This is a genomic window from Pedobacter sp. KLB.chiD (assembly GCF_047040275.1).
In the GTDB taxonomy this organism is placed as follows: domain Bacteria; phylum Bacteroidota; class Bacteroidia; order Sphingobacteriales; family Sphingobacteriaceae; genus Pedobacter.
On the sequence record NZ_CP178207.1, the window covers coordinates 5,278,847 to 5,303,944 of the forward strand.

Here is a 25,098-nt window from a genome sequence, read left to right on the forward strand (position 1 = left end):
TCGATAAATAGTGATTTTGTTTTTATCAATTAAGAAATAACCCATTGACTATTAACGTGAACCATCAAACTATTGACCAACAACTCACGAACCAGTGACTAGTGAACTAATGGCTAATGACCAATGAACTATTAAACCGGCTTAATATCATCATCAATAATTTTAGCTGACAACAATGCCAATGGGATTCCGCCACCCGGATGTACGCTTCCACCGCAGAAGTAAAGATTTTTCACTTTCGAACTAAAGTTAGAGTGCCTTAAAAATGCGGAAAACTGATTGTTGGAGCTATTGCCATACAAAGCACCCTGATAGGAACCTGTTTTGCTTTCTATGGTTCTTGGATCAAGGATCTGTTCGCAAACAATATCCTTTTCAATGTTCCGGTTTAAAATCCGGCTGACTTTTTTAATCATATTTGCTCTTGCTTCCTTAATCAGCTGATCCCAATCTTGTCCGTTATTGGCAGGTACATTAATCATTACAAACCAGTTTTCAGCATTGGCTGGGGCATCAGTTCTGATGTGTTTAGCACTGATATTGATGTAAACTGTAGGGTCTTCATAAATGGTTTTGTTTTTCCAGATGGCATTAAATTCCCTTTGATAATTTTCAGTAAAGAAAATGTTGTGCAGGCCTAAGTCGCTATACCGGCTATCCATGCCCCAGTAAAAAATTAATGCCGAACTGCTTCGTTCCTGGGATAATAATTTTTTAGGTTCAGCTATGCCTTTAAGTAAGCTTTTATAAGTAAACCAGATATCGAGATTAGAAATTACGATATCTGCTTTGTAGGTTTTATCATTAACTTTAACACCCTCTATTCTGGGTTTGCCTGCAGGGCTGTATAAAATTTCTTCAACTTTTTGGTTGTAATGAAACCTGATGCCCAGTTCTTCTGCTAGTTTTACTAAAGCATTAACAATACCATACATTCCGCCTTTCGGGATAAAAGCACCAAAATGATATTCAAAATGTGGAATGACATTCAATGTAGCCGGAGCCTGATATGGATCTGAACCGTTGTAGGTGGCATAGCGGTTAAAAAGCTGCGTGATGCGCTCATCTTTGAAAAATGATTGGTTCGCCCTGGCCTGTGTTCTAAAAGCATCAATCTGACCAAAGCGGAATATCGATTTTAAGGTATCCCAATGCAGGTAACTTTTAAGTTTATGCAAACTCCTTTGTAAAAAAACGCGATGGGTAACCTCATAAATGGTCTCACTTTTTTTTAAATAACGCCGCACTTCTGTAGGGGTTGAAATGGTTTTTTCTGCTATTTCTTTAGCAAATTGATCAAGATCAGAAGTGGCGTTTAACCTTAAGCCATCTTCATAAAAGTAACGGCAGATTTCTTTTAATTTAATGTATTTAAAATAATCTTCCGGATTTTTACCAGCCAGTTTGAAGAGTTCATCCACATATTGCGGCATGGTAAAAAGACTCGGACCGGCATCAAACCTGAAACCATTCAGTTTTATTTCCCCAAGCTTGCCACCGGGTTTTGAATTGGCTTCGAAAACATCAACTTGATAACCTTTTATGGCGAGGCGAATGGCAGATGCAATTCCGGCAATTCCAGCACCGATAATTATAGCTTTTGGTTTAGGCATAATGCGAAAATAGCACAAATATTTTACTAACTTAATGCAATTACAAAGAGCGAAGTCAGCAACTCATAGAATTGAAGCAGGCCATTAAGTTGGTCGGTGCTATTCAAAATAACCACCTGCTTAATAGTGATGAGCTAAAAGACACTTTTAAAATTCTTACTGACTATGTTTATACTTTAGATGTTATTGACCGTTAAGGGCATCAGTAGCTAGAAAATGAAGTTTCTGGTCACAGGGGCGATTTTACAATAGATTACGATGCTGCACCTGAAGCTAGAGATGACCTAAATATAGTTGTGTCTGTTTTTCAATCTCGTTGGTGGCTAACTTAATAGCCGAACCTACTCTCGTCGTTTTCGCTTTTACGGGCATTTTATTGATCGTTGCCAGTGCATCAACGTACCATTTGCACCAAACCGCTATGATATGCTTTTCATCGTCTGCCGCTTTTCCATTCGCAATGGCTTTTTTGCTCAGTTCAAATTCGGTTTTTAAGCGTACCAGGGCATCCGCTTTTACTTGGGAAACAGTAGTAATAGCTGTGTTTTCGTCTGCTGATATTAAAGTATAGGCTGCGGTTAAACCGCTTATGCCAACGTTTTTCATTTCTGTTTGCGAGACTTTATCAATTCTATCATTATCGGTGTGGTAAAAAACATCGGTAAAGTGCCACATCAATAAACCGGGGATTTTATTTTGTAAAAATGGAGTGTGGTCGCTGCCCCCTTCAAAAGGATTGTAATTAACCGTCCAGTTGGCAAACCTACCCTGTGCTTTACAGATGTCGAAAATGAAATCGTTAAAATAGTGTGGGAAAAGATCTTTCTCACTAACATCACCAGCGCCCCACTCCGTATGTTTATCAGTACCTCTTGTCCAAATAGCAGAAGGATCTGGCATTTTTTCGATCAAGAAAGAGCCACCAGTTTTTTTAGTATCTTCACCAACCATATCCAAACTCATTCCCCACATAATGCCTTTGGCCCTAGTGCTGTCTTCCGTAATGTATCTTCTTGTTGATACGATTTCGTCTCCCCATAAAAAGGTTAAACTGCGTTTAGGGTTTATCTTTTTTGCACCATATAGTTCTGCCGTTAATCTTGCCATTTCTGCTAAAGTGCCAACGCCGCTTGCATTATCATTTGCCCCCGGTTCCTGTACGTGGGCACTAAATACAAAACGCTCATCAGGGTTTACATTACCCTTAACATTCGCCACAATGGTCAATTCTTCTGAAGGATATATTTTAGTCTGGATATTCACTTTCAGTTTGACATCACCTTTTAGGCAGGCAGCTTTTAATTTTTCTTTCGCGGCATAGGATAGGAGCAATGCCCATACTTCGCTATTAGCTTTCATACTGCCAAACTGAATGGAAGTCTGATGAATTTCTGGTTGGGTATATTTTGGCATCGAATAGCCTAGTACACCAATGGCTCCGGCTTTGCTTGCCATGTGGAGTAAACGTGAGGGATTGTTTTCAGAAAACAGGATTTTTCCCTTTAAATCCATTTTTTCTATTTCTGCCGGAACTATTTTTTCGATGTAAACCACGTTAGCCGTCACGCCATCAGTGGGAGTTGAGCCACAGTTGATCGGAATCATGTTACGGTTGGTTTTGTAAGAAATGAGCGGCTGTGCTTCACCTATAATATTAATAATCGCATCGACAGGCTCCCAGGTGTTATTTTTCATCTCTCTTTTTTCGATTCGATAAGTTAATGGGGCCTCGGTTTCATTTCGTTTTTGTTCAACAAAACCAGCTTTTTTAAGGATGGTTTCGACATAGTGAATGCTGGCATTAAAACCGGTGTTGCCAGGCACGCGAAAATACTTTTCTACAAAGGCTGTCGTTTCGTATGCATTTTTTGCCTGGAAACCCGTTCTTGTCAGTTTAAAATATCCATCTGTAGAATTCTGTGCGTAACATGCCACTCCCGCAAAAAGCAGTGCAAGAAATATCTTCGTTTTCATGATCATTAGTAAAAACGAAAGATACTAAGAATTTAATGTTGTTTAGTCGTAACGCTTACCCGTTTTACGTTTCAATCCTTCGTCAACAGATAATGGGCCTGAACCTACTACCCAAAACATAATCAGCAGAAATAGCACCAATACTGAAAACCACAATTCAGAATTTGGTGTAGAAAAACCCGGGGTAAGGTTAACAAAAAATACGGCAAACAATAAAATTGGGATCTGGATGACGACGGCAAAGCGGGTAACCAAGCCTAGTGTGATCAAAATACCACCAACCAAATGTGCAAAGGCAACAATATGAATGGCCACGCTGATCAGTACGCCTGAAAAACCAAATACATTGTTTTGTGTAATCATATTCTGGAGTACAGATGTGTCGCTAACGAAAGAAACACCTTTTCCAAAAATGATCAGGCCCAGGATAATGCGCAGATAATCCAGCCATTTTGAGTGATGAACATCTCCCCAATGTTCAATTTTACGGATAACGTTCATAATGAACCTCCATTTTTATGTGAATGATACATTAAGTTACGGATTTATATCCTAATATCAAAATAAAGGTTTGAAAATCAGTAAGAAAGAGATTTGGATTGAAAGTAATAAAGGTGTCTAACGATTTTAGGTAAAATTAATAAAAATTTAACTTGAACTGTTTTAGTTTTTGGTCTGAATTTTGTATTATTGTTTAAATAGATTGGTTTTTTATCATGAGCAAAGAAATACTTGAATTTTCTGTACAGGTAGATGAAAAATTTGACCTAAAATTTAACTGGCTGGACGGTTTCTGGGGAGTTGCACTTAAATTTTTCGGAAAATAGTTTTTTAAATCAAAATATGCTGTATCAGTTGTTACAAACTGAAAGGAAAAGTATTGCCAAATCTTTCTTGCCAACTATTTATATTCATTCCAACTTTAGCTTACACCTTGGGTCTTTAGCCTTTGGTCTTTCCTCTTTCAGCTTTTAGCCTTATCTTTGCAAAATAATGAGTAGAAGAAGACCTAGTACGGTAACTATTGTTCCAAACGTACAAATAATTGATATTGCTGAAGAAGGAAAAGGTGTTGGCAAGGCTGACGAATTGGTTATCTTTGTAGATAAAGCCGTTCCTGGTGATGTGGTGGATGTACGCTTGACCAAAAAGAAAAAGAACTTCGCTGAGGCGGTGATTGAACAACTCCATAAGAAATCTGATTTACGTACCGATCCTTTTTGTCCTCATTTCGGAACCTGTGGTGGTTGCAAATGGCAACATATGGGTTATGATGCGCAGTTAAAGTTTAAACAGAAAAATGTTGAAGCGGCCTTACAGCGTTTAGGTAAAATAGATACCGCTGGAACAGAACCTATTTTGGGGTCGGCGAAAAACAGATATTACCGTAATAAATTAGAATTTACATTTTCAAACAAACGTTGGCTGGAAAAAACTGATGTAGAACGCGATGAAGATTTTGATATGAATGCACTGGGTTTTCACGTGCCCTTGCGTTTTGATAAAATTTTAGATATCGAACATTGTTATTTACAGGATGAGCCATCCAATTCGATTAGAAATGCTGTTCGTAAATATGCTTTAGAAAATGAACTGTCGTTTTACGATCTGCGTAACCATGAAGGTGTTTTACGTAACCTGATTATCCGTACCTCTAGCACAGGTGAAGTGATGGTGGCAGTAGTTTTTGCTTATCCCCAACAAACACAGGTTGATGGTTTAATGGAATTTCTTAAAAATGAATTTCCACAAATTACCTCGTTACTTTATATTATTAACCAAAAGAAAAATGATACCATTTTCGATCAGGACGTAAAGGTGTTTTCGGGCCGGGATCACATTTTTGAAGAAATGCCTGCGGGATTAACAGGCGGGGATAGCATCCGCTTCAAGATTGGTGTAAAATCTTTTTATCAGACCAATTCTGAGCAAGCTTTTGAGCTATATAAAATTGCCAGGGAATTTGCCGGATTTAAAGGCGATGAATTGGTTTATGATTTGTACACCGGGGCAGGAACTATTGCCAACTTTGTGGCCAAAAATGTAAAACAGGTAGTAGGCGTAGAATATGTACCCACAGCTATTGAAGATGCTAAGTTCAACGCTGAACTGAACGGCATTGATAATACCATCTTTTATGCGGGCGATATGAAAGATATTCTTACTTCTGAGTTTATATTGGCGCATGGTAAGCCTGATGTCGTAATTACCGATCCGCCACGTGCCGGAATGCATGCAGATGTGGTTCAAAGATTATTGGAAATGGAAGCCGAAAAAATTGTTTATGTCAGCTGTAATGCTGCAACACAGGCCAGAGACCTCGAACTGTTAAAAGAAAAATATGATGTAGCCCGCATTAAGCCGGTAGACATGTTTCCCCATACGCAGCATGTAGAAAATGTAGTACTATTGAAGTTAAAGGCGTAAAATGTAAACGGATAAGGTATGATGGAACTTTAAAGCGTTCTAACATTCACACCTTCCAACAACAAAAAATGGATAGAGAAGAATTATTAAGTGCAACACCGGAAGATGGAGGGGCACCACAACAAAAGCAGGAAAGTCCACTGATCAGTTTAGAGAAAGACCTGGAATTTTATGCTGATGCAATTAAAGAAGTTGCCATAGAAATTATGGTTGAAGGCATTTCCGCTTCTCCGATCTTCATTGCTCATCAGCACGAAGTAAATATTGGGGAGGTGATCTTAAATAAAGAAGAACTTAATACCAATTGGACGATACAGGCTTCTACTTTAGAAGAATTTGTAGAAAAAGGAATTATCAGCAAGGATAAAAAAGAACCTTTCTTAAAAGTGTATAAAAAACCAGAAGACTTTATGTGTGTATTTGTAATCGTTCCTGAAGGTGCTAACTTTATTTATTACCCATATAAAAGACGTAGAGGTTAGACAGACGGAGGGTTTAAGGTTAATTGCTATAGCTCATAGCAGCCGGAATCCGTATAATTCCCAAATATCTGAAAGCTATCTAGAACGAAAAAACGCCGCTTTGCATCCACAAAGCAGCGAGTTATCATTAACTAAACTAAATTTTTAATCTACGTGGCGCACCTCTCCACTTTTGGAGGACGATGCTTTTTTAAGTGAAGCGTTCCCTTTATAACTTACATCTCCACCACCACTTGCGCTGGCCTCTAAGCCCTTGTTTACATAGAGATTTACATCAGAACCACCAGAAGCCTGCACCTTTGCATAATCTGTAATTAGTTCATAAGCGTCGATATCGCTACCGCCACTGGATTGAATGGTCATGTTTTCTGCTTTGCCTTTTAAATCAATGTCGCTTCCTCCACTCGATTGGATAGATAAATCTTTACAAACAACATTAAGTTTTAAATCTGATCCGCCAGAAGAGCGGACAGCAAGTTTATCTGTCTTGATCTGATTTTGAGTAAAAACATCCGAACCTCCTGATGCTGCAATAGCATTTAGGGTTTTAAAACTTACATAAGCTTTAATGGTACGGTTCTTAAACATGCCGCCCCAATTGATCCCATCCTTAAACTTTATGGTAATACTGCTGCCATTCTGTTCCACAACTATATCTTTTAACGTTCCCGAATCAGATTTTATATTTATGTTTTCACTATTGCCTTGGGTTAAGTACAAATCAATGCCGCTACTTACCCCAATGCTGTTGAAGTTTTTAGCCGTGAAGCTTTTCGTTTCCTGCGCTTTGGTCATATAGCTGCTTGCCACTAAAAAAAAGATGGCAGATGATTTGATTAAGACTTTCATATTTGTTTTTCGTTAAATGATTCTGAAGCTAATGGTAATGCAATATTTGCATGCCAGTACTTCGATTTTGTGTTTTGGTTATGGATTAGACGCATCTCCTGAGAAAACGTTGCAAGCAATTGAAAATATTTTTTAAATAGTTTGAATTTCATTCTTAAAATCGTTCTTTTTGTATTCAATCCGATTATACAATGGCATCGCAATTACTTATTCTTAATAAGAAACAAATTCAGCAGAAAATAGACCGTATCGCTTATCAGATTTTAGAGGATAACCTGAACGAGAAAGAAGTAGTACTTGCAGGTATTTGGGACCGCGGCTATAAGTTGGCACAAAGGTTAGAAAAAGTGCTTAAAAAGATTTCGGGCTTTAAACTTACCCTGCTGCGTATCGATCTGCAAAAGGAAAGCAGCAAATTGGTAGCTTCAACTGATTTGGATGAAAGCCATTGGAAAAACAAGGTAATTATTATTGTTGATGATGTATTGAACAGTGGTAAAACCCTCGCTTATGGTTTAGGTGTTTTCTTAAATACACCACATAAAAAAATCCGTACGGTGGTCTTGGTTGATCGAAGCCACAAAATTTTCCCTATTGCTACTGATTTCGTTGGACTCGAACTTGCTACCGTTTTAAAAGAGCATGTTGATGTGGTGATGGATGTGGAAGGTGAGGAAGATCGGGTTTATTTGAGCTAAGTATGCATTGGTATCGTCATCGTTTGTAACGAGGATGATTGAAAACCGCGATTTAATCGCTGGATCAAGAGTTTTTTATCATGTAGACCACATGACAAATGTGGGGCTCGCTGATCTTCGTTAAAAAACAGCGACTATCATTTTACAGTCTACGTAGCCCAAATTTGCAATTCAGCTCAATTTTTTGCAATTTTCCAAAATGTATCAGCCCAGAAAAAATAATCTGATTTTTAAATTTTTCTCCTGGTATATTCAATTGATCATCAAAAAGGATTTTGCTGCATTCAATTTTGATGCAATGGAAACCAAATCTGATTCGTCTGTTCTGATTTTGGCCAATCATTTCAGCTGGTGGGACGGTTTTTTTCTGTTTTACATCAATAAAAAAATATTCAAGAAACAGTTTCATGTTTTGGTGAATGCCGAGAACTATACCAAAATAGGTTTCCTGAAATACCTCGGTGCCTTTGCTGCTGAAAACAAAGGTAAAGATGTTTTAGAAACCCTTAACTATGCGGGCAAACTGTTAGATAATCCTGCAAATTTAGTCCTGGTGTTTCCACAGGGGAAATTATATTCCAACCATTTAAAAGGCATCAGTTTCGAAAAAGGGGTAATGCAGATGATCAATGCCAGTCAGAAAAAAATCAATATTGTTTTTGCCGCTACCTTTATCGATTATTTTGCCAAAAGAAAGCCTACAGCTTATACTTATCTACAACATTGGGAAAATGAAGAGTATGTGAGTTTGCAATTGCTGAAAAGCGCTTACAATAAACATTACGATCAATCGGTTGTTAAACAAACTCAATTAATTGAATGACAGTTTTTATTTACGCCGTTTTAATTTTCCTGGTGATCCGGTTTTCGGTTACTGTTTTTAATTTCCTTTCTAACCCAAAGTTACCCAGAGCAGTTAAGCACCATCATGATCTGGTTTCGATCCTGATCCCTGCAAGAAATGAGGCTGAGCATATTTTAGAATTGCTTGTTTCGATAAAAAATCAGGACTATACCGACTATGAAGTTATTGTTTTGGATGACAATAGCAGTGATCACACTTTTGAAGTAGTCGAAAAGTTTTGCCTTGATCATCCGCAGTTCAGGGTGGTAAGCGGTAAAGAGTTACCTCCAGCCTGGCTGGGTAAAAACTATGCCTGCCAGCAGCTAAGCGAATTGGCTACCGGTAAATACTTGTTATTCATTGATGCTGATGAGACCATTAAACTAGGATTGATCAATAGCCTCATCAGCCGGATGGAAATTGGAAAGCTGGCCTTGCTCAGCGTTTTTACCAATCAAACAATGAAATCGATAGGCGAATGGTTAACCGTACCCCTGATGCATTTTATCTTGCTGAATTTATTGCCTTTGCGACTGGTGAAGCTTTCTAAAAATCCGGCTTTTGCGGCAGCCAGCGGACAATGTATGTTTTTTAATGCCAATAATTACAAAGAAAACCATTGGCATAAGCGGGTTAAACACCAGGTGGTAGAAGATGTGGAGATTATGAAATTGGTAAAACAAGAAAAATTTAATGCAGAAGCGCTTCTGGCCAACGGATTGATTTATTGCAGGATGTATAGGAATTTAAACGAAAGCTTAAATGGCTTTAGTAAAAATTTATTGGCAGGTTTTGGTAATAACATCATAATATTATTACTTTACCAGCTTTTGGTAACCATAGGGCCATTGATTTTAATCTTAAACTTTAATGTTGCTTTACTTGTATTACCATTAACTTTAATCGTATTAAGCAGAATGATGATTTCTTATTTATCCGGGCAGCATGTTTTGATAAATCTGGTTTTACATCCTATACAGATGTTGTTCTTCTTAATTATTTCAATCATTTCTATAAAAAAACACATTTTTAAAACGGGCACATGGAAGGGCAGAACAATCAAAACGATTTAAAGGTTAAAAGGATTGCAGTTGCGGTAATTGTCGTTTTCCATATAGTTGGCTTGTTTGGCTTCTTGATCCCAGCTGCACAACCTTATTTTATCAAGCTTGTACCCTTTCATTTATTACTGATGTTCGCCATAATTGTTTTTTCGTACAATGCCGACGTAAAACGATTGTTGTTGTTCGTTTCAGGGGTTTTTCTCTGTGGTTTTTTAGTCGAGGTTCTAGGCGTACATACCGGAAAGATATTTGGCAGCTATTATTACGGAGATACCCTGGGTTACAAAGTTGCTGCGGTTCCGTTATTAATGGGCGTAAATTGGGTAATCCTTATTTTCAGCATAGGTCAAATGATGAAAAGCATGAAAATCAGACATAGTATTTTGGCTTCGGTTCTTGGTGCGATTTTATTGGTCATTTTCGATTTCTTTTTAGAGCCTGTAGCCATGAAATTTAATTACTGGCAGTGGGATTGGCACGAAATTCCAGTTCAAAATTTTGTGGCCTGGTTTATTGTTTCGGTAATCTTACTGAAGTTTTATTACGCCTTAGGCTTAAAGCAGCAGAAATACATTGGCGTGACCATGTTTGCCTCGCAGTTAATCTTTTTTGTTGTCTTATACATGACAACCGGAACAAATATTTTTGCTTAATTTTGTATTATAATGGGCTACAACTTACAGGTTAACATCGATAAATCATCAGGCTTTTGCTTTGGGGTGGTATACGCCATAGAAATGGCCGAGGATATTCTGGATAATGAAGGTTATTTATATTGCCTTGGTGATATTGTACATAATGATGAGGAAGTGGAGCGGTTAACCAACCGCGGATTAAAAATCATCGATCACGAAGTTTTAAAAGACTTAAGGGACGAAAAAGTTTTAATCAGGGCGCATGGTGAGGCACCCTCAACCTATCAACTGGCTTTAGAAAATAACCTGACTTTAATAGACGCTTCCTGCCCTGTTGTGTTGAAATTGCAGAACAGGATCAAAAATTCGCATGATGACGATGAGCAGGTACTTATTTTTGGTAAGCATGGCCATGCAGAAGTAATTGGTCTGCAAGGGCAAACAGATGGTAAGGCGATTGTTTTTCAGGATTTGGCCGAGTTAGATCACGTTGAGCTTCCTGCTAAATTTACCTTATATAGCCAAACCACCAAAAGCACCGATAAATTCTATCATATTAAAGATGAATTACTGAGCCGTGGTTACGAAGTTAAGGCTAACGATACCATTTGCAGGCAAGTATCTAACCGCTACGAAGAATTGGAAGATTTTGTTGGCCATTATGATAAAATTGTTTTCGTTTCCGGAAAGAAATCTTCGAACGGAAAAGTGCTTTACGATGTTTGTAAAAAACATAACGATAATTCTTACTTCATTTCAAATGTTGAGGAGTTGGAGCAAGGCTGGTTTGCTGAAAACGATAAAGTAGGTATTTGCGGAGCCACTTCTACACCCATGTGGCTGATGGAAAAGGTAAAGGTGGCGTTAGAAAAATATTAATTCTCCCGGTAAGGCATCACCCTGATCCGTAGCCATCGGATTTGTTTCAGGATGTTTATAAGGGAGGAAGATGCTGACCACGAAGTAGCTACAAGGCAATTGAAAATATCATATCTGCTTGTAAAATAAATCCGATAGCTATCGGATCAGCATGACGAAATAAAATAGAAACCATTTGAAAAAGATAAACCCATATTCCGGAATTCTGGTTGCGTTAACCGTAATTACCTGTTGGTTTGTTTCTCTTTATTTTCTGTTAACATGGGATTTTACCTGGACCAATCCTTTGGTTTATCTCATGATTTTTGTTCAGATGCATTTGTACACCGGTTTGTTTATTACTGCCCACGATGCCATGCATGGAACAATATCACCGAATCAAAAAGCAAATAATTGTATTGGCTATTTATCCGTTTTTCTTTACGCAGGTTTTTTTTATCATCGTTTGTACGCGAAACATCACCAGCACCACCGTCATGTACATACCGAAAAAGATCCTGATTTTGCGCCACACGGTTTTTGGAAATGGTATTTCCGTTTCATGTTAAATTATGTTAGCATTATCCAATTGATCATTATGGCAGCAGCTTATAATGTTTTGAAAATCTGGATTGCTGAAAAAAATCTGTTATTATTTTGGGTGCTGCCATCTTTGTTAAGCACTTTTCAATTGTTTTATTTTGGAACATATTTACCCCATAAAGGTGAACACCATAATGAATACCATTCTTCAACCTTACAGAAAAATCATTTTGTAGCCTTCATTACCTGTTATTTTTTTGGTTATCATTTAGAACACCACCAAAAACCAGGTATGCCTTGGTGGCAGCTGTATAAAACGAAAGGATAGCAATATCATTGGTGATAGGTCAGCTGTTACCATCTCACACTAAATAAACCATCTTCTGATTTCCTAAAGAATGTTTTAGCTCCAACTATCAGATTACAAAATTTGACAGCATATCAATAGTCGCCTCTAAAAAATAGCACATTTAAATGGGGTTTAAAAACGTCAAAAACTTGCACAAAACTTAGTTCTTAAACCTGACTGGACGAAAATCCTTTTTGAGGTATGGAAGTTTAAATCGCATGACCGGCCACAAAAAGATTGTAGGGAAGGCAGGACTACACATAAATATACTTACTGCCTTTGCTTTTCCAGTAAATAAGTAGCAAACACAATTTTTTTGACCTAAAAATGTCGGCAATCAAATTTTTGGCTTAGTGAAAAAGCAATAAAAAGGCGATATTTGTGCCACAAAACATATTTCTTTATAAATGAGCAAAAAGGGAATTTTACTGGTAAATTTAGGAACACCTGATAGTCCGGCAACGGCCGATGTAAGAAAATACTTAGATCAATTTTTGATGGATGAACGGGTAATCGATATTCCTAAGCTGAACAGAACATTATTGGTTAAAGGTATTATTGTTCCCTTCCGAAGTCCTAAAACAGCTAAGCTTTATAAAGAGATATGGGGTGAAAATGGCTCTCCACTATTGTTTTACAGTAGGTTACAGGCTATAATGCTTCAGGAGAGATTAGGCGATGATTATCATGTTGAATTGGCTATGCGTTACCAAAGTCCGTCTATTGCATCGGCACTGGCAAATCTAAAAGCAGGTTTGGTAGAAAGTATACAGGTAATACCCCTGTTTCCGCAGTATGCTTCTGCCAGTACCGGTTCGGTAATGCAACTGGTAATGGAATTGGTGAGCAAGTGGCCTACAGTTCCACCCATCTCATTCATTAATTCATTCCACGATAATGAATTAATGATTAAAGTTTTTGCCGAAAATGCCAGGAAACACCATGTAGAAAGTTATGATCACGTATTGTTCAGCTTTCATGGCTTACCTGAACGTCAACTTTTAAAATGCGATCATACGGGAAGTTATTGTTTAAAAAGTGCAGATTGTTGCCAGACATTAAATGATACCAATAAATTCTGCTATTCTGCGCAGGGACATGATACCGCCAGGTTAATCGCTAAAGAATTAAACCTGTCAAACGACCAATATACCGTTTGTTTCCAGTCGCGCTTAGGTAAGGAACCATGGGTACAGCCTTATACAACCGATGTGTTAAAGAAATTGGCTGCCGAAGGCAAAAAACGTCTGTTGGTTTTCAGTCCTGCTTTTGTGGCCGATTGTTTGGAAACGCTTTACGAAATCACTGTAGAATACCACGAAGAATTTAAGGCTTTGGGGGGCGAACATGTTCAGCTGGTAGAAAGTTTAAATGATAGTCCGGTATTCATTGAGGCTTTGGCCGGAATGGTTAAATAGTTTAACGATGGGAAGTTTTATTATTTTAATGGGCGTTTCGGGAAGTGGTAAAACGGTAATCGGAAAAGCCTTGGCCCCAAAATTAAATGCAGAATTTATTGATGGCGACAACCTGCATTCACAAAGGAATGTAGATAAAATGGCAGCCGGAATCCCATTAACGGATGCCGACCGATTGGATTGGCTGCAGCTGATTGCTAAAGTTGGCCGCGAACATGCTGCTCATGGAACCAACTGTATCATTGCCTGCTCCGCGCTAAAAAAATCTTACCGCGATTTGTTGAGAGTGGATAATACATCAATGCGTTTTGTGTATTTAAAAGGGAGTTTCGATCTGATTCACGATCGGATTACGAAGCGTTCGCATCAATATATGCCTTCCAGTTTATTGCAAAGTCAGTTTGAAACTTTAGAGGAACCACAAGATGATGAACCGGATGTATTTACAGTTTCAATCGATCAAAGTATCCCCGAAATTGTTGAAGAGATCGCTAAGGCCGATTTGATTTCATAATTACCGAAATAATCTGATCGGTTGCCCCTTTTTTATTGTCCACGTATTTTCTGGCTGCATCGGCTGCCTGTTGATGGTTTGCAAAAGCATTAAAAGTATCAATCAGTTCTCCGGTTGATGATATACTTTTGGCTGCACCAATGGCAATAAGATCCTTTGCTTCCTGAAATTTATCGTATTTAGGTCCGAAAATTACCGGTAATCCAAATGCCGCAGCTTCTAAAGTATTGTGGATACCTGTTCCAAAACCACCACCGATATAAGCCAGTTTCCCATATTGATATAAAGCGGAAAGCATGCCAATGTTATCGATGATTAGCGTTTGGTATTGTGCATTTAGCGCTTTGGGTTCGGCACCGAAAACTGAAAACCGGATACTGCCTACTGAAAACTGTTTTTCAATGCTTTCAATATGGCTTTCGTGGATCTCGTGTGGTGCGATGATAAATTTCCAATTAGGGTATTGCTGAGGCAAAGCCGACAATATTTTTTCATCTTCGGGCCAGGTACTTCCGCAAACTATCGTTGGGGCGCTACCAATAAAGCTTTCAACAATACTAAGTTGTTTAGGCGATTGCGCATTTTCATAAACACGGTCGAAACGGGTATCGCCACTTATGCTTACATGATGTAATCCGATTGATTTTAAAAGATCTTCGCTTTCTTTGTTTTGCACAAAAAAGTAAGTAACAGACTTTAAAATATTGCGGTAAAAGCCGCCATACCATTTAAAAAATGCCTGATTTTCTCTAAAAATTCCAGAAATTACATATAAGGGAATGCCCCGGTTTTTTAATTCCTTAAAATAGAAATGCCAAAATTCATACTTGGTAAAAATTGCCATTTCAGGGTTAATACCCGTTATAAAACGTTTGGCATTAGCTGCGGTATCCATCGGGAGATAAAATACGTCTGCAAAGGCATAATTTTTTCTGATTTCATATCCCGAAGGGGAGAAAAAAGTAACTACAATTTTCTTTGAAGGATAAAGGGCTTTTAATTTTTCTAAAACCGGCCGGCCTTGTTCAAATTCGCCTAAGGACGCAAAATGAAACCATATATGTTTTTCCGCAGGATCAACTTTCTGGGCAATTGAGGTGAAGATATTTTTGCGCCCCTTGATAAACAATTTAGCCTTAGGATTAAATAATGAGAATATCCTGATGAGCAAAGTGTAGGCCTGGATTCCGATGATGTAAAGTAATTTCATATCTTCGTGCCAAGATAAAACGAATATATTTAAAAAGCTTAAAAATATAGGGAAACCCACAATTTTAACTCACATTCGATTGAATAAATAAACTTGTAGGTAGTGGATAGCTGATAAAAATAAATTAACAGATGAAGATAGCCGTTATTGGTACCGGATATGTAGGTTTAGTTACCGGAACCTGTTTAGCAGAAACAGGAAATGATGTAATATGTGTTGATATTAATGAAGCAAAAGTAAAACAGATGCAGGCTGGCGAAGTGCCGATCTACGAACCAGGTTTAGATCTTTTGTTCCATAGAAATATCGAACAGGAAAGATTAACCTTTACGACCAATCTTGCTGATGCGGTAAAAGAGGCGCAGATTATTTTTATGGCATTGCCAACGCCTCCGGGCGGTGATGGTGCGGCCGATCTTTCTTATATTTTGGGCGCTGCGAAAGATATTTCCAAACTGATCACCGAATATAAGGTAATCGTAAATAAGTCAACGGTTCCGGTTGGCACTGCCGATAAGGTAAAAGCTGTTTTTGCCGAAAATACTTCAATTGAGGTAGATGTAGTTTCGAACCCCGAGTTTTTAAGGGAAGGCGTAGCGGTTGATGACTTTATGAAACCCGACCGTGTGGTTTTAGGCACCAAAAGTGAAAAAGCCAAAAAACTGATGGCCGAATTATATGGACCTTACGTACGTCAGGGTAATCCTGTTCTTTTTATGGATGAACGTTCTTCTGAACTGACCAAGTATGCGGCAAATTCTTTCCTTGCTACTAAGATCACTTTCATGAACGAAATAGCCAACCTGTGCGAACGGGTAGGCGCTGATGTAGATGCAGTAAGAAGAGGAATAGGTTCTGACGATCGTATTGGTAAACGGTTCCTTTTTCCGGGGGTTGGTTACGGTGGCTCATGTTTTCCTAAAGATGTTCAGGCTTTGGTAAAATCATCTGATGATTATGCCTACGATTTTCAAATCCTGAAATCGGTAATGGAAGTTAACGAAAGGCAAAAGACAGTTCTTGTTGACAAGGTATTAAAATACTATAAAGGTGATATAAAAGGCAAACATTTTGCCCTTTGGGGCCTGGCCTTCAAGCCGGAAACCGATGATATCAGGGAGGCACCGGCCTTATACATAATCGATGAACTGGTTAAGAATGGTGCTACTGTTTCTGTATTTGATCCGGAGGCAATGGCCAATGTTAAAAATGCTATTGGCGATAAGGTAAGCTACGCCAAAAACCAATACGAAGCCCTGGAAGGCGCTGATGCACTGTTGATTGCAACAGAATGGTCGGTTTTCCGTAATCCTGATTTTGATAAAATAGATGGCATTCTTAAAAATAAAATTGTTTTTGATGGCCGGAATTTATACGATCTGCAAAAAATGATCGATCTTGGCTATTATTATAACAGCATTGGTAGAAAATTGATAGATTAAAATGGGGCAGAAAAAGATATTGATTACAGGTGCCGCCGGATTTTTAGGTTCGCACCTTTGCGACCGTTTTGTAGAAGAAGGCTACCATGTTATTGGAATGGACAACCTGATTACAGGGGATATGGCCAATATCGAACACCTGTTCAAACTGGAAAATTTTGAGTTTTATAACCACGATGTTTCTAAGTTTGTTCATATTCCAGGTAAACTCGATTATATCTTGCATTTCGCTTCACCAGCCAGTCCGATCGATTATCTTAAAATACCGATTCAGACCCTTAAAGTAGGTTCGTTGGGTACCCATAACCTTTTGGGTTTGGCGCGTAATAAAAATGCAAGGATGCTGATTGCATCAACTTCAGAAGTATATGGCGATCCGAATGTAAATCCGCAGCCTGAAGAATATTGGGGCAATGTAAACCCGGTAGGGCCACGTGGCGTTTACGATGAGGCCAAGCGCTTTCAGGAAGCCATTACCATGGCTTACCATACTTTTCACGGTGTAGAAACCCGGATTGTTAGGATTTTTAACACCTATGGGCCTAGAATGCGCCTAAACGATGGCAGGGTTTTACCTGCTTTTATCGGGCAGGCATTAAGAGGTGAAGATTTAACTGTTTTTGGTGATGGAAGCCAAACGCGCTCTTTCTGTTATGTAGATGATCTGATTGAAGGGATTTACCGCCTATTGATGAGCAACTATGCCCAACCGGTAAATATTGGTAATCCCGATGAAATTACCATCAAACAGTTCTGCGAAGAAATTATCAAACTTACCGGCACCACCCAAAAAATTGTGTACAAGGAACTTCCACAGGATGACCCGAAACAGCGCAGGCCAGATATCACCAAAGCAAAAGAGCTTTTAGGATGGGAGCCAAAAATAGGCCGGGCCGAGGGATTAAAAATTACATACGAATACTTTAAGTCATTGCCTCCGGAGGCTTTGGCAAAAATTGATCATAAAGACTTTACCACATTTAACCGTTAACATGGCAAAAATATTAGTAACTGGCGGAACAGGATACATCGGTTCGCACACCGCAGTAGAATTACACAACGCAGGGTATGAAGTTGTCATTATCGATAACCTTTCTAACTCGAATATCAAAATTTTAACCCAGCTGCATGCTATTACCGGCAAATGGTTCGATTTTCATGAAATTGATCTCCGGGATGAAAAAGCGGTGCAGGAATTTGCAGACAACCATACCGATATTGATGGAATTATTCATTTTGCAGCCTCTAAAGCGGTAGGTGAATCGGTAGAGCAACCGTTAAAATATTATAAAAACAACTTTTACGGATTGATTAACCTACTCACCTCATTTAACAGGAAAATCAATTTTGTGTTTTCTTCATCATGTACGGTTTACGGTCAGCCTGAAACTTTGCCCGTAACCGAAGCCGCACCGGTGCAGAAAGCAGAATCTCCTTACGGAAATACCAAACAAATTGCCGAAGAAATTTTGGCAGAAACTGCTGCGGTAACTCCTGATTTAAATGTAATCGCTTTACGTTATTTTAATCCGGTTGGTGCGCATGAAACCGCTTTGATCGGCGAACTGCCAAATGGTGTACCTGCAAACCTGGTTCCTTTCATTACCCAATCGGCTATTGGTAAACGTGGTCCGATTACCGTTTATGGAAATGATTACGATACGCCGGATGGTTCAGCTATCCGCGATTATATCCACGTGGTTGATCTTGCAAAAGCGCACGTTGCAGCCATCAAAAAATTAGAAGACGGAAACCCGAACGGCAATTATGATGTTTTCAATATCGGTACCGGCAAAGGATCGTCGGTTTTAGAGATTATCGCTGCTTTTGAAAAGGTAAATGGTGAGAAACTGGACTATAAAATAGGACCTAGAAGGGCCGGAGATGTTGTAAAGGTATACGGCGATGTGCAGAAATCAAATAATGAACTGGGCTGGAAAGCCAGCCTCGATATTAATGAAATGATGCGCTCGGCTTGGGAGTGGGAAAAATATATTAAGGCTAACCCTTTTTAAATGAAGTTATCAGAGCACAAAGACTTAAAAACTGCCATTACCGAACTGCCTGTTAAAGAAAAAGACAAGCTGTTATTGCGTTTGGTAGCAAAAGATAAAGTGCTTACCGAACACCTTCATTATAAATTGTTAGAGGATGAAACCGATCTGGAAGATCGGAAAGAAAGGATTAAAGCTGATGTAGCTGAGCAGATTTCAGATCTGAAAAAGCTAAATGCCAAAGAAGCTTTGGTAAAAGTACGGAAGATGATCACTTCTGTGAATCATTTTTACAAAGTAACCAAAGATCCTGTTGGAGAAGTGGAACTAAAGCTGTTTATTCTTAATATCATCCCCTTAGATTATAAAAAATCAATCTTTGGTTACCGCGATTTTATGATACTTTTCAGTGTTTATTATATTAAAACGGTCGCGGTAACCATCAATAAATTTAAAAAACTTCACGAAGATCTGCAGTTTGATTTAAGTGGAAACGTGAATCAGCTGCTCGATAAAATATATTCCTCGAAATTGGCTGCTGCAGCAGAAGCCGGAAATTTGCCAACAGAGATCAGTTAAAGCCATGACCTATCATTATGTTCGGATTATTTAAAAAGAAAAAAAAAATAGTACCCGAATTTAATTTTTCAGGTATTAAGACCGATATGCATTCCCATATTATCCCTGGGATTGACGATGGTGCAAAAGATCTTAAAGATGCATTGCTGCTCGCTAAAAAGTTTAAAGCATTAGGTTATCAGAAATTGATTGCCACGCCGCATATCATGGCCGATTATTTCCGTAATACACCAGCTACCATTAACCGTGGATTGGATCTGTTGAGAAAAGGTTTGGAAGAACATGGTATTGATTTAGTTGTGGAGGCTGCTGCTGAATATTACCTGGATGAAACATTGGAAAGGAAAGTGAGGCAGAAAGAGGTGCTAACCTTTGGAGAAAACTACCTTTTATTCGAACTCTCTTACATCAATCCGCCTCAAAACCTTATTGATTTTATAAAAATGATGCAAGATGCCGGTTACCAACCCGTTTTGGCTCATCCCGAAAGATATTCTTATTATCATCATAATTTCGAAAACTATAATCAGGTCAGAGAAACAGGCTGTCTATTTCAGTTAAATTCAATTGCACTAACGGGTTATTACGGAACAGGAGCGAAAAAAGCCGCAGAAAGAATGGTCGATAAAAATCTGGTCGATTTTTTGGGTAGCGATATGCATCATTTAAAACATGCAATAGCACTCGAAAACAGCCTCGGCACTCCCTCAATGCAACAGCTGCTTACACAACATCAGTTGAATAACACTTTGCTTTAAGGTTCATTTGGCATTACTGTATCTGCTTTGCATCTTGCTAATGCCGTTTCGTGATCCTGAGCCTGTTTCAGGATCTGGAACAGGATAAATCCAGCCAGTATGAATGGCCTCGGGATTTTTATTCTGAATGATAAGTCATGAACTAACAACTCATCAACAACGAACCATTGCATTTTTAGATTTGAACAAATAAGCCATTGACCAGTGGACTATTGGCCAGATTATTCATACCTTAATGCTTCTACAGGATCCAATCTGGAAGCTTTTTTTGCAGGATAATAGCCAGACAGGATACCTACAAATACACAAAGTACAAAACCGCCGAAAATAAACAACCATGGAATTAAGAATGAACCGCCCATAGCCAGTGAAATCAGGTTCCCCAAAACAATTCCAAGGAAAATACCGAATATACCACCCATTAAACAAATCACTACAGCCTCAATTAAAAACTGGCGACGGATCACTTTTGGATTGGCACCAATAGCTTTACGGATACCAATTTCGCGAGTACGTTCGGTAACAGACACCAGCATGATATTCATTAAACCTATGGAGGCTCCAATTAAAGTGATAATACCGATTGCTACACCGCCAATGGCCACAAAGGCCAGGTTCTCAAACAGTGTTTGCGCGATGGCATCGCTTTTAGTAATCTCGAAATTATTGGATTCGTTAACCTTCACTTTGCGGATATTTCTGAATAGTGCAGTAGATTCGCCGATAATGTTTTCCTGCATATCGTTGGTAGGTACCATTACGGTAATGGTATATGATGGATTGGCATTGGCATTAATCTGCTTTGCTTTTAACAGCGGTACATAAACGGCCCTGTCTCCACTAAAGCCCATACTCGATCCTTTTTTCTCCAAAATACCAACAATTTTAAACCGGTTGTTGCCTACATTGATCAGCTTATCTAAAGGATCTGAATCTTTGAACAGTTTTTCCACTACTTCGCCACCAACGATACAAACATTACTCCCCAGCTGTATTTCAGAAATGCTAAAATTTCTTCCCTGCGAGAGGTTTAAACCCTGAGCGGCTAAACCATTTTCATCAATTCCCTGAACGTTAATATTGGGGTTGGTTTTTAAACTGCCGTATTTTATAGTAGAACCACCACTGGCAAAAACACTTACTGCAACAGTAGCGGGGGTATTCAGGCTATCTTTAAACTTAACGGCATCCTCGTAACGGATGGCTTTAAAAGGTTTAGGCCTTTTCCCGTTTCCAATTCTGATCCCCGTACCGCGGTTCCTGATGGTAAAGGAGTTGGCCCCCATGCTACTGAAAGCATCTGTCATGCTTTTCTTTACAGCATCCAGCGTGGTTAAAATCCCCACCAAAGCCATTAAACCAATGGCAATAATTAAGGCGGTAAGCATAGTACGCAAGCGGTTCGCTTTAATGGATTCTAATGCCAGTCTGATGTTTTCTCTGTAATTCATTTATTGTAAGTGCCAAGTCAAGTATTGAGTATCAAGTATAAATATGGGATCAACTTTTTACCCTATACCTTTTGCCTTAAACCTTTATGTGTAAAAATAAAAAAAGTCCCGATGTTTAGACAAGGGGACTGCACGATATGTTACAATATATTTTATTTACGCCGAGAAACTCGTGCCGCAGCCGCACGTACTGGTTGCATTGGGGTTGATGAAGGTAAAGCCACGTGAGTTTAGGCCATCCTGCCAATCGATCATCATGCCCATTAGGTACATCTGGTGTGCTTTGTTCATGAAAACTTTAATACCATCGATCAAAAATTCCTGATCGCCATCTTTTTTCTGATCAAAACCTAAAACGTAATTCATGCCGGCACAGCCACCACCTTCTACGCCAACGCGCAATCCGTAATCATCGCCAATTTCCTGCTGATCTTTTAATTTATATAACTCTTTTGCTGCCCCTTCAGAAAAACTAACTGGTGCAAATGCTGTATCAACTGTTGTGCTCATTGTTATTTAAATTTTATCTGTTACAAATATAAATAATAATGTACATTTTTGCTTTTAACGTTCAGTTAATATTACTGTACTTAAACAATACTTATGAATACACAACAGATTTTGATTGATATAATAATTTTGTTTGCAGGCGTTTTTATGGCTTTAATGGCCGTTTATTATATTTTAAGGAGCGATATCCAACGTTTCTTTAACTTAAAAACCATTGAGCTGAATAAAGAAAGCCGGGCGCATATTTTACCCCTTCGCTTACAGGCGCATGAACGTTTAATTATATTTGTTGACCGCATTAACCCGGCAAATTTGTTGGTTCGCCTGCACCAGCAGGGGATTGCCATCACTACTTTACAAGCTGGTATTTTAAATGAGGTCCGTTCAGAATATCAGCATAACATTACCCAACAGCTGTATATAGATAGTATAACATGGGGCGTAGTGCAAAAATTAAAAGAAGATACCATTGCCATGGTAAACAATGCGGTACAAGGTTTACCAGCCGATGCAAATGGGATTGAACTCAGTAAAGCAATTTTGCAGCATATGGCCAGTATAGAGGAAAACCCGTATGACTTAACAATTGAGTTAATTAAGAAAGACATTCACAGGCTTTTTTAGGGTTAACTGTTTAATCGTTTTGATTGCTTGAATAAATTGCTAGCCATTTTGCTTAGTTTAACCGGTTAACCAGTTTCAACAATTAACCAATTAAACTATGGACTATCAAACTATTGACGATGAACCAATAAAGGACTAATGGCTAATGAACCACTGAATTAATAAACTAACTAAATGAGTGAAAAAAAGCACACCACCACATCTGGTATCGAAATCAAAGCATTGTATACCGAGGCTAAGCCAATGGAAGAACGTCCCGGAGAATTTCCTTTTACCAGGGGAATTCAGAAGGATATGTACCGTGGCCGCTTGTGGACGATGCGGCAGTATGCCGGTTTTTCGACAGCTGAAGAATCAAACAGACGTTATCATTATTTATTGGCTCAGGGCACAACTGGTTTATCTGTTGCCTTTGATCTTCCGACACAAATTGGTTACGACTCTGATCATGAAATGGCTGATGGAGAGGTAGGTAAAGTTGGCGTAGCAATCGATTCGTTAAAGGATATCGAAATTTTATTTGACGGTATCGAGTTGAAAGACATTACAACCTCGATGACGATCAATGCAACGGCTTCGATTTTATTGGCCATGTATATTGCGCTGGCCAAAAAACAAGGTGCTGATTTAAAGCAGATTTCGGGTACGATACAGAATGATATTTTAAAAGAGTATGCTGCAAGAGGTACATATATCTATCCACCCAAGCCATCAATGCGTTTAATTACGGATATTTTTGAGTTTTGCAGTAAAGAATTACCGAAATGGAATACCATTTCCATTTCTGGTTACCATATTCGTGAGGCTGGATCTACCGCAGTACAGGAACTTGCTTTTACATTGGCTAACGGCAAAACTTATCTAAAAGCTGCCCTAGATAAAGGTTTGGATATTAATGTCTTTGCAAAACGTTTGTCATTCTTCTTCAATTGCCACAATAATTTCTTTGAGGAAATAGCCAAGTTTAGGGCTGCAAGGCGCATGTGGGCGAAAATCACCAGGGATTTAGGGGCTACAGATGAAAAGGCTCAAATGTTGAGGTTTCACACCCAAACCGGAGGTTCAACCTTAACCGCGCAACAACCCTTAAACAATGTGATCAGGGTAAGTAACCAGGCTATGGCTGCAATTTTAGGCGGAACGCAGTCTTTACATACCAACGGCTACGACGAAGCACTTTCGCTTCCAACAGAATCGGCAGCTAAAATCGCGCTACGCACCCAACAGATCATTGCCTTTGAAAGCGGAGTTACCGATACGGTAGATCCATTGGCGGGATCGTTCTTTGTAGAAAGCCTAACCGATGAAGTAGAGGCTGCAGCCTGGGCTTATATCGATCGGATAGACGCTATGGGGGGATCAGTTAATGCCATTGAAAGCGAATACATGCAAAATGAAATTGCCAGCGCTGCTTATCAATATCAAAAAGAAATCGAAAACGGCGAAAGAATTTCGGTAGGGGTAAATAAATTCACACAAGAAGAGGAGGCGCTAACCGAGGTATTTAATATAGACGATTCGATCCGTAAGCTGCAAGCAGAAAAGCTGGGTCATTTAAAATCAACCCGCGACCAGGTTGCGGTTGGGCAGGCGCTACAGCAATTACGTGAAGCAGCCGAAGGCCATACCAACCTGATGCCTTTGATTATAAATGCCGTTGAAAAGTATGCTACACTTGGCGAAATTGCAAACGTATTCAGGGATGCCTTTGGTATTTATTAATTAACCGTACATTGCTTGCTCCTTAATTTTATTACAGGTTAAACCTAATGGGCGTTCGGCTTTTATGTGTAGCCAAGAAACCATCTCAAATCTTGCTGCTTATTTTAAAATCTTACCCTAAACTGTCAGAAAATTTATACAGTAATCAGTTTCAATGAAATATTTCAAGTGGTTTTTTTTAAGTAATATCAATTTATAAAAGTTATGGCTTTGATTTCCAGTTTATTTAACATTTAAGAGGGCCAAAACGGCTAAGCCGAATCTAAAATGGCTCAGATTTTGCTTTTCCAGCAGCAATTCGAAGTGATGAACAGATATAGATCATAGATCGTGTTTAATGTGGATAACCGGTGTTAATAAATAGTTATCAACATAAAAAATTGAGGTTAAGTAGGCTAGGATATTCCTTATCAGTAGGTTACGATTTATTTGAAATTTTTGTTTAAAATGTTGATAATTTTCTCAATATTCGTAGTCCCTAAACGGACCATCCCTTTAATTCGAATAGGCACTGTAAACCAATAAATTATAGAAATCGCA

The 25,098-nt window shown here is 38.7% G+C and carries 26 protein-coding genes; 18 read left to right on the top strand and 8 right to left on the bottom strand.

Translation table 11 applies throughout. From position 1 onward, the window contains the following. Positions 1-131: 131 nt before the first annotated feature. The 3 genes from crtD to ACK1I8_RS21895 form a co-directional block, all read right to left on the bottom strand. Positions 132-1,613, bottom strand: a complete 1,482-nt coding sequence (gene crtD / locus ACK1I8_RS21885) for a 1-hydroxycarotenoid 3,4-desaturase CrtD (RefSeq protein ID WP_412467369.1) — start codon at positions 1,611-1,613, stop codon at positions 132-134. A 273-nt stretch (positions 1,614-1,886) separates the two neighbouring features. Next, a complete protein-coding gene (locus ACK1I8_RS21890) occupies positions 1,887-3,587 on the bottom strand; it encodes a M28 family peptidase (protein ID WP_412467370.1) in 1,701 nt (566 codons plus the stop codon). A 42-nt stretch (positions 3,588-3,629) separates the two neighbouring features. Next, complete coding sequence (locus ACK1I8_RS21895) at positions 3,630-4,088, bottom strand: DoxX family protein (RefSeq protein ID WP_412467371.1); 459 nt, start codon at positions 4,086-4,088, stop codon at positions 3,630-3,632. Positions 4,089-4,303: 215 nt separating this feature from the next. On the opposite strand from ACK1I8_RS21895, the gene ACK1I8_RS21900 reads away from it, so the two are divergent. The 3 genes from ACK1I8_RS21900 to ACK1I8_RS21910 all read left to right on the top strand — a co-directional run bounded on the left by ACK1I8_RS21900 (position 4,304) and on the right by ACK1I8_RS21910 (position 6,496). Continuing rightward, positions 4,304-4,414, top strand: coding sequence for a phenylalanyl-tRNA synthetase subunit alpha (locus ACK1I8_RS21900; protein WP_412467372.1), 111 nt, complete (start codon positions 4,304-4,306; stop codon positions 4,412-4,414). 166 nt (positions 4,415-4,580) lie between these two features. After that, positions 4,581-6,014 (top strand): 23S rRNA (uracil(1939)-C(5))-methyltransferase RlmD, encoded by a 1,434-nt coding sequence (rlmD, locus tag ACK1I8_RS21905; RefSeq protein WP_412467373.1) that lies wholly within the window; start codon positions 4,581-4,583, stop codon positions 6,012-6,014. Between the two features lie 68 nt (positions 6,015-6,082). Further along, entirely contained in the window at positions 6,083-6,496 is a 414-nt protein-coding gene (locus ACK1I8_RS21910) for a hypothetical protein (RefSeq protein WP_412467374.1), read from the top strand. 144 nt (positions 6,497-6,640) lie between these two features. Here ACK1I8_RS21910 and ACK1I8_RS21915 read toward each other — a convergent pair whose 3' ends face one another. Beyond that, entirely contained in the window at positions 6,641-7,345 is a 705-nt protein-coding gene (locus tag ACK1I8_RS21915; RefSeq protein ID WP_412467375.1) for a head GIN domain-containing protein, read from the bottom strand. 191 nt (positions 7,346-7,536) lie between these two features. Between ACK1I8_RS21915 and ACK1I8_RS21920 the strand changes: the two genes are divergently transcribed. The 8 genes from ACK1I8_RS21920 (at position 7,537) to ACK1I8_RS21955 (ending at position 14,268) form a co-directional block, all read left to right on the top strand. Continuing rightward, complete coding sequence (locus tag ACK1I8_RS21920; RefSeq protein WP_090986580.1) at positions 7,537-8,043, top strand: phosphoribosyltransferase family protein; 507 nt, start codon at positions 7,537-7,539, stop codon at positions 8,041-8,043. 199 nt (positions 8,044-8,242) lie between these two features. Further along, positions 8,243-8,866 (top strand): 1-acyl-sn-glycerol-3-phosphate acyltransferase, encoded by a 624-nt coding sequence (locus ACK1I8_RS21925; RefSeq protein ID WP_412467376.1) that lies wholly within the window; start codon positions 8,243-8,245, stop codon positions 8,864-8,866. Beyond that, positions 8,863-9,960, top strand: a complete 1,098-nt coding sequence (locus tag ACK1I8_RS21930) for a glycosyltransferase family 2 protein (RefSeq protein ID WP_412467377.1) — start codon at positions 8,863-8,865, stop codon at positions 9,958-9,960. The genes ACK1I8_RS21925 and ACK1I8_RS21930 overlap by 4 nt, the downstream gene beginning before the upstream one ends. After that, positions 9,930-10,604, top strand: coding sequence for a carotenoid biosynthesis protein (locus tag ACK1I8_RS21935; RefSeq protein ID WP_412467378.1), 675 nt, complete (start codon positions 9,930-9,932; stop codon positions 10,602-10,604). Before ACK1I8_RS21930 ends, ACK1I8_RS21935 begins: the two co-directional genes overlap by 31 nt. A gap of 12 nt (positions 10,605-10,616) precedes the next feature. Next, on the top strand, positions 10,617-11,465 hold the full coding sequence (locus ACK1I8_RS21940) for a 4-hydroxy-3-methylbut-2-enyl diphosphate reductase (protein ID WP_412467379.1): 849 nt from the start codon (positions 10,617-10,619) through the stop codon (positions 11,463-11,465). Between the two features lie 175 nt (positions 11,466-11,640). Continuing rightward, entirely contained in the window at positions 11,641-12,315 is a 675-nt protein-coding gene (locus tag ACK1I8_RS21945; RefSeq protein ID WP_412467380.1) for a fatty acid desaturase, read from the top strand. 428 nt (positions 12,316-12,743) lie between these two features. Beyond that, complete coding sequence (gene hemH / locus ACK1I8_RS21950) at positions 12,744-13,754, top strand: ferrochelatase (protein WP_412467381.1); 1,011 nt, start codon at positions 12,744-12,746, stop codon at positions 13,752-13,754. 7 nt (positions 13,755-13,761) lie between these two features. Continuing rightward, on the top strand, positions 13,762-14,268 hold the full coding sequence (locus ACK1I8_RS21955) for a gluconokinase (RefSeq protein ID WP_412467382.1): 507 nt from the start codon (positions 13,762-13,764) through the stop codon (positions 14,266-14,268). Here the strand turns inward: ACK1I8_RS21955 and ACK1I8_RS21960 are convergent. Beyond that, positions 14,246-15,478 (bottom strand): 3-deoxy-D-manno-octulosonic acid transferase, encoded by a 1,233-nt coding sequence (locus ACK1I8_RS21960; RefSeq protein WP_412467383.1) that lies wholly within the window; start codon positions 15,476-15,478, stop codon positions 14,246-14,248. The two genes, ACK1I8_RS21955 and ACK1I8_RS21960, sit on opposite strands and share 23 nt — an antisense overlap. A 131-nt stretch (positions 15,479-15,609) precedes the next feature. Between ACK1I8_RS21960 and ACK1I8_RS21965 the strand changes: the two genes are divergently transcribed. The 5 genes from ACK1I8_RS21965 to ACK1I8_RS21985 are packed head-to-tail and all read left to right on the top strand — an operon-like array spanning position 15,610 to position 20,251. Beyond that, positions 15,610-16,920, top strand: a complete 1,311-nt coding sequence (locus ACK1I8_RS21965; RefSeq protein ID WP_412467384.1) for a UDP-glucose dehydrogenase family protein — start codon at positions 15,610-15,612, stop codon at positions 16,918-16,920. A 1-nt stretch (position 16,921) separates the two neighbouring features. Next, the gene (locus tag ACK1I8_RS21970) at positions 16,922-17,911 is read left to right on the top strand and encodes a UDP-glucuronic acid decarboxylase family protein (protein WP_412467385.1); all 990 of its coding nucleotides are present in this window, start codon (positions 16,922-16,924) and stop codon (positions 17,909-17,911) included. Position 17,912: 1 nt separating this feature from the next. Next, a complete protein-coding gene (gene galE / locus ACK1I8_RS21975; protein ID WP_412467386.1) occupies positions 17,913-18,935 on the top strand; it encodes a UDP-glucose 4-epimerase GalE in 1,023 nt (340 codons plus the stop codon). Next, positions 18,936-19,493 (top strand): hypothetical protein, encoded by a 558-nt coding sequence (locus ACK1I8_RS21980; RefSeq protein ID WP_412467387.1) that lies wholly within the window; start codon positions 18,936-18,938, stop codon positions 19,491-19,493. It begins immediately after the preceding gene. A 17-nt stretch (positions 19,494-19,510) separates the two neighbouring features. Continuing rightward, a complete protein-coding gene (locus ACK1I8_RS21985) occupies positions 19,511-20,251 on the top strand; it encodes a tyrosine-protein phosphatase (RefSeq protein WP_412467388.1) in 741 nt (246 codons plus the stop codon). Here the strand turns inward: ACK1I8_RS21985 and ACK1I8_RS21990 are convergent. From ACK1I8_RS21990 to ACK1I8_RS22000, 3 genes are all read right to left on the bottom strand, one after another. Beyond that, positions 20,248-20,424 (bottom strand): hypothetical protein, encoded by a 177-nt coding sequence (locus ACK1I8_RS21990; RefSeq protein ID WP_412467389.1) that lies wholly within the window; start codon positions 20,422-20,424, stop codon positions 20,248-20,250. The genes ACK1I8_RS21985 and ACK1I8_RS21990 overlap by 4 nt on opposite strands. A 48-nt stretch (positions 20,425-20,472) precedes the next feature. After that, positions 20,473-21,702, bottom strand: coding sequence for an ABC transporter permease (locus tag ACK1I8_RS21995; RefSeq protein WP_412467390.1), 1,230 nt, complete (start codon positions 21,700-21,702; stop codon positions 20,473-20,475). Positions 21,703-21,858: 156 nt separating this feature from the next. Next, positions 21,859-22,212: a HesB/IscA family protein gene (locus ACK1I8_RS22000; protein ID WP_293786224.1), complete on the bottom strand. Its 354-nt coding sequence runs from the start codon at positions 22,210-22,212 to the stop codon at positions 21,859-21,861. Between the two features lie 93 nt (positions 22,213-22,305). Between ACK1I8_RS22000 and ACK1I8_RS22005 the strand changes: the two genes are divergently transcribed. Together ACK1I8_RS22005 and ACK1I8_RS22010 are read left to right on the top strand one after the other, a co-directional pair. Next, the gene (locus ACK1I8_RS22005) at positions 22,306-22,836 is read left to right on the top strand and encodes a hypothetical protein (RefSeq protein WP_412467391.1); all 531 of its coding nucleotides are present in this window, start codon (positions 22,306-22,308) and stop codon (positions 22,834-22,836) included. Between the two features lie 174 nt (positions 22,837-23,010). Next, positions 23,011-24,558, top strand: a complete 1,548-nt coding sequence (locus ACK1I8_RS22010; RefSeq protein ID WP_412467392.1) for a methylmalonyl-CoA mutase — start codon at positions 23,011-23,013, stop codon at positions 24,556-24,558. Positions 24,559-25,098: the final 540 nt, after the last annotated feature.

Coding starts and splice junctions, on each gene's coding strand:
- crtD (WP_412467369.1), bottom strand. CDS start 1,613: ATGCCTAAACCAAAAGCTATAATTATCGGTGCTGGAATTGCCGGAATT.
- ACK1I8_RS21890 (WP_412467370.1), bottom strand. CDS start 3,587: ATGAAAACGAAGATATTTCTTGCACTGCTTTTTGCGGGAGTGGCATGT.
- ACK1I8_RS21895 (WP_412467371.1), bottom strand. CDS start 4,088: ATGAACGTTATCCGTAAAATTGAACATTGGGGAGATGTTCATCACTCA.
- ACK1I8_RS21900 (WP_412467372.1), top strand. CDS start 4,304: ATGAGCAAAGAAATACTTGAATTTTCTGTACAGGTAGATGAAAAATTT.
- rlmD (WP_412467373.1), top strand. CDS start 4,581: ATGAGTAGAAGAAGACCTAGTACGGTAACTATTGTTCCAAACGTACAA.
- ACK1I8_RS21910 (WP_412467374.1), top strand. CDS start 6,083: ATGGATAGAGAAGAATTATTAAGTGCAACACCGGAAGATGGAGGGGCA.
- ACK1I8_RS21915 (WP_412467375.1), bottom strand. CDS start 7,345: ATGAAAGTCTTAATCAAATCATCTGCCATCTTTTTTTTAGTGGCAAGC.
- ACK1I8_RS21920 (WP_090986580.1), top strand. CDS start 7,537: ATGGCATCGCAATTACTTATTCTTAATAAGAAACAAATTCAGCAGAAA.
- ACK1I8_RS21925 (WP_412467376.1), top strand. CDS start 8,243: ATGTATCAGCCCAGAAAAAATAATCTGATTTTTAAATTTTTCTCCTGG.
- ACK1I8_RS21930 (WP_412467377.1), top strand. CDS start 8,863: ATGACAGTTTTTATTTACGCCGTTTTAATTTTCCTGGTGATCCGGTTT.
- ACK1I8_RS21935 (WP_412467378.1), top strand. CDS start 9,930: ATGGAAGGGCAGAACAATCAAAACGATTTAAAGGTTAAAAGGATTGCA.
- ACK1I8_RS21940 (WP_412467379.1), top strand. CDS start 10,617: ATGGGCTACAACTTACAGGTTAACATCGATAAATCATCAGGCTTTTGC.
- hemH (WP_412467381.1), top strand. CDS start 12,744: ATGAGCAAAAAGGGAATTTTACTGGTAAATTTAGGAACACCTGATAGT.
- ACK1I8_RS21955 (WP_412467382.1), top strand. CDS start 13,762: ATGGGAAGTTTTATTATTTTAATGGGCGTTTCGGGAAGTGGTAAAACG.
- ACK1I8_RS21960 (WP_412467383.1), bottom strand. CDS start 15,478: ATGAAATTACTTTACATCATCGGAATCCAGGCCTACACTTTGCTCATC.
- ACK1I8_RS21965 (WP_412467384.1), top strand. CDS start 15,610: ATGAAGATAGCCGTTATTGGTACCGGATATGTAGGTTTAGTTACCGGA.
- ACK1I8_RS21970 (WP_412467385.1), top strand. CDS start 16,922: ATGGGGCAGAAAAAGATATTGATTACAGGTGCCGCCGGATTTTTAGGT.
- galE (WP_412467386.1), top strand. CDS start 17,913: ATGGCAAAAATATTAGTAACTGGCGGAACAGGATACATCGGTTCGCAC.
- ACK1I8_RS21980 (WP_412467387.1), top strand. CDS start 18,936: ATGAAGTTATCAGAGCACAAAGACTTAAAAACTGCCATTACCGAACTG.
- ACK1I8_RS21985 (WP_412467388.1), top strand. CDS start 19,511: ATGTTCGGATTATTTAAAAAGAAAAAAAAAATAGTACCCGAATTTAAT.
- ACK1I8_RS21990 (WP_412467389.1), bottom strand. CDS start 20,424: ATGCAATGGTTCGTTGTTGATGAGTTGTTAGTTCATGACTTATCATTC.
- ACK1I8_RS21995 (WP_412467390.1), bottom strand. CDS start 21,702: ATGAATTACAGAGAAAACATCAGACTGGCATTAGAATCCATTAAAGCG.
- ACK1I8_RS22000 (WP_293786224.1), bottom strand. CDS start 22,212: ATGAGCACAACAGTTGATACAGCATTTGCACCAGTTAGTTTTTCTGAA.
- ACK1I8_RS22005 (WP_412467391.1), top strand. CDS start 22,306: ATGAATACACAACAGATTTTGATTGATATAATAATTTTGTTTGCAGGC.
- ACK1I8_RS22010 (WP_412467392.1), top strand. CDS start 23,011: ATGAGTGAAAAAAAGCACACCACCACATCTGGTATCGAAATCAAAGCA.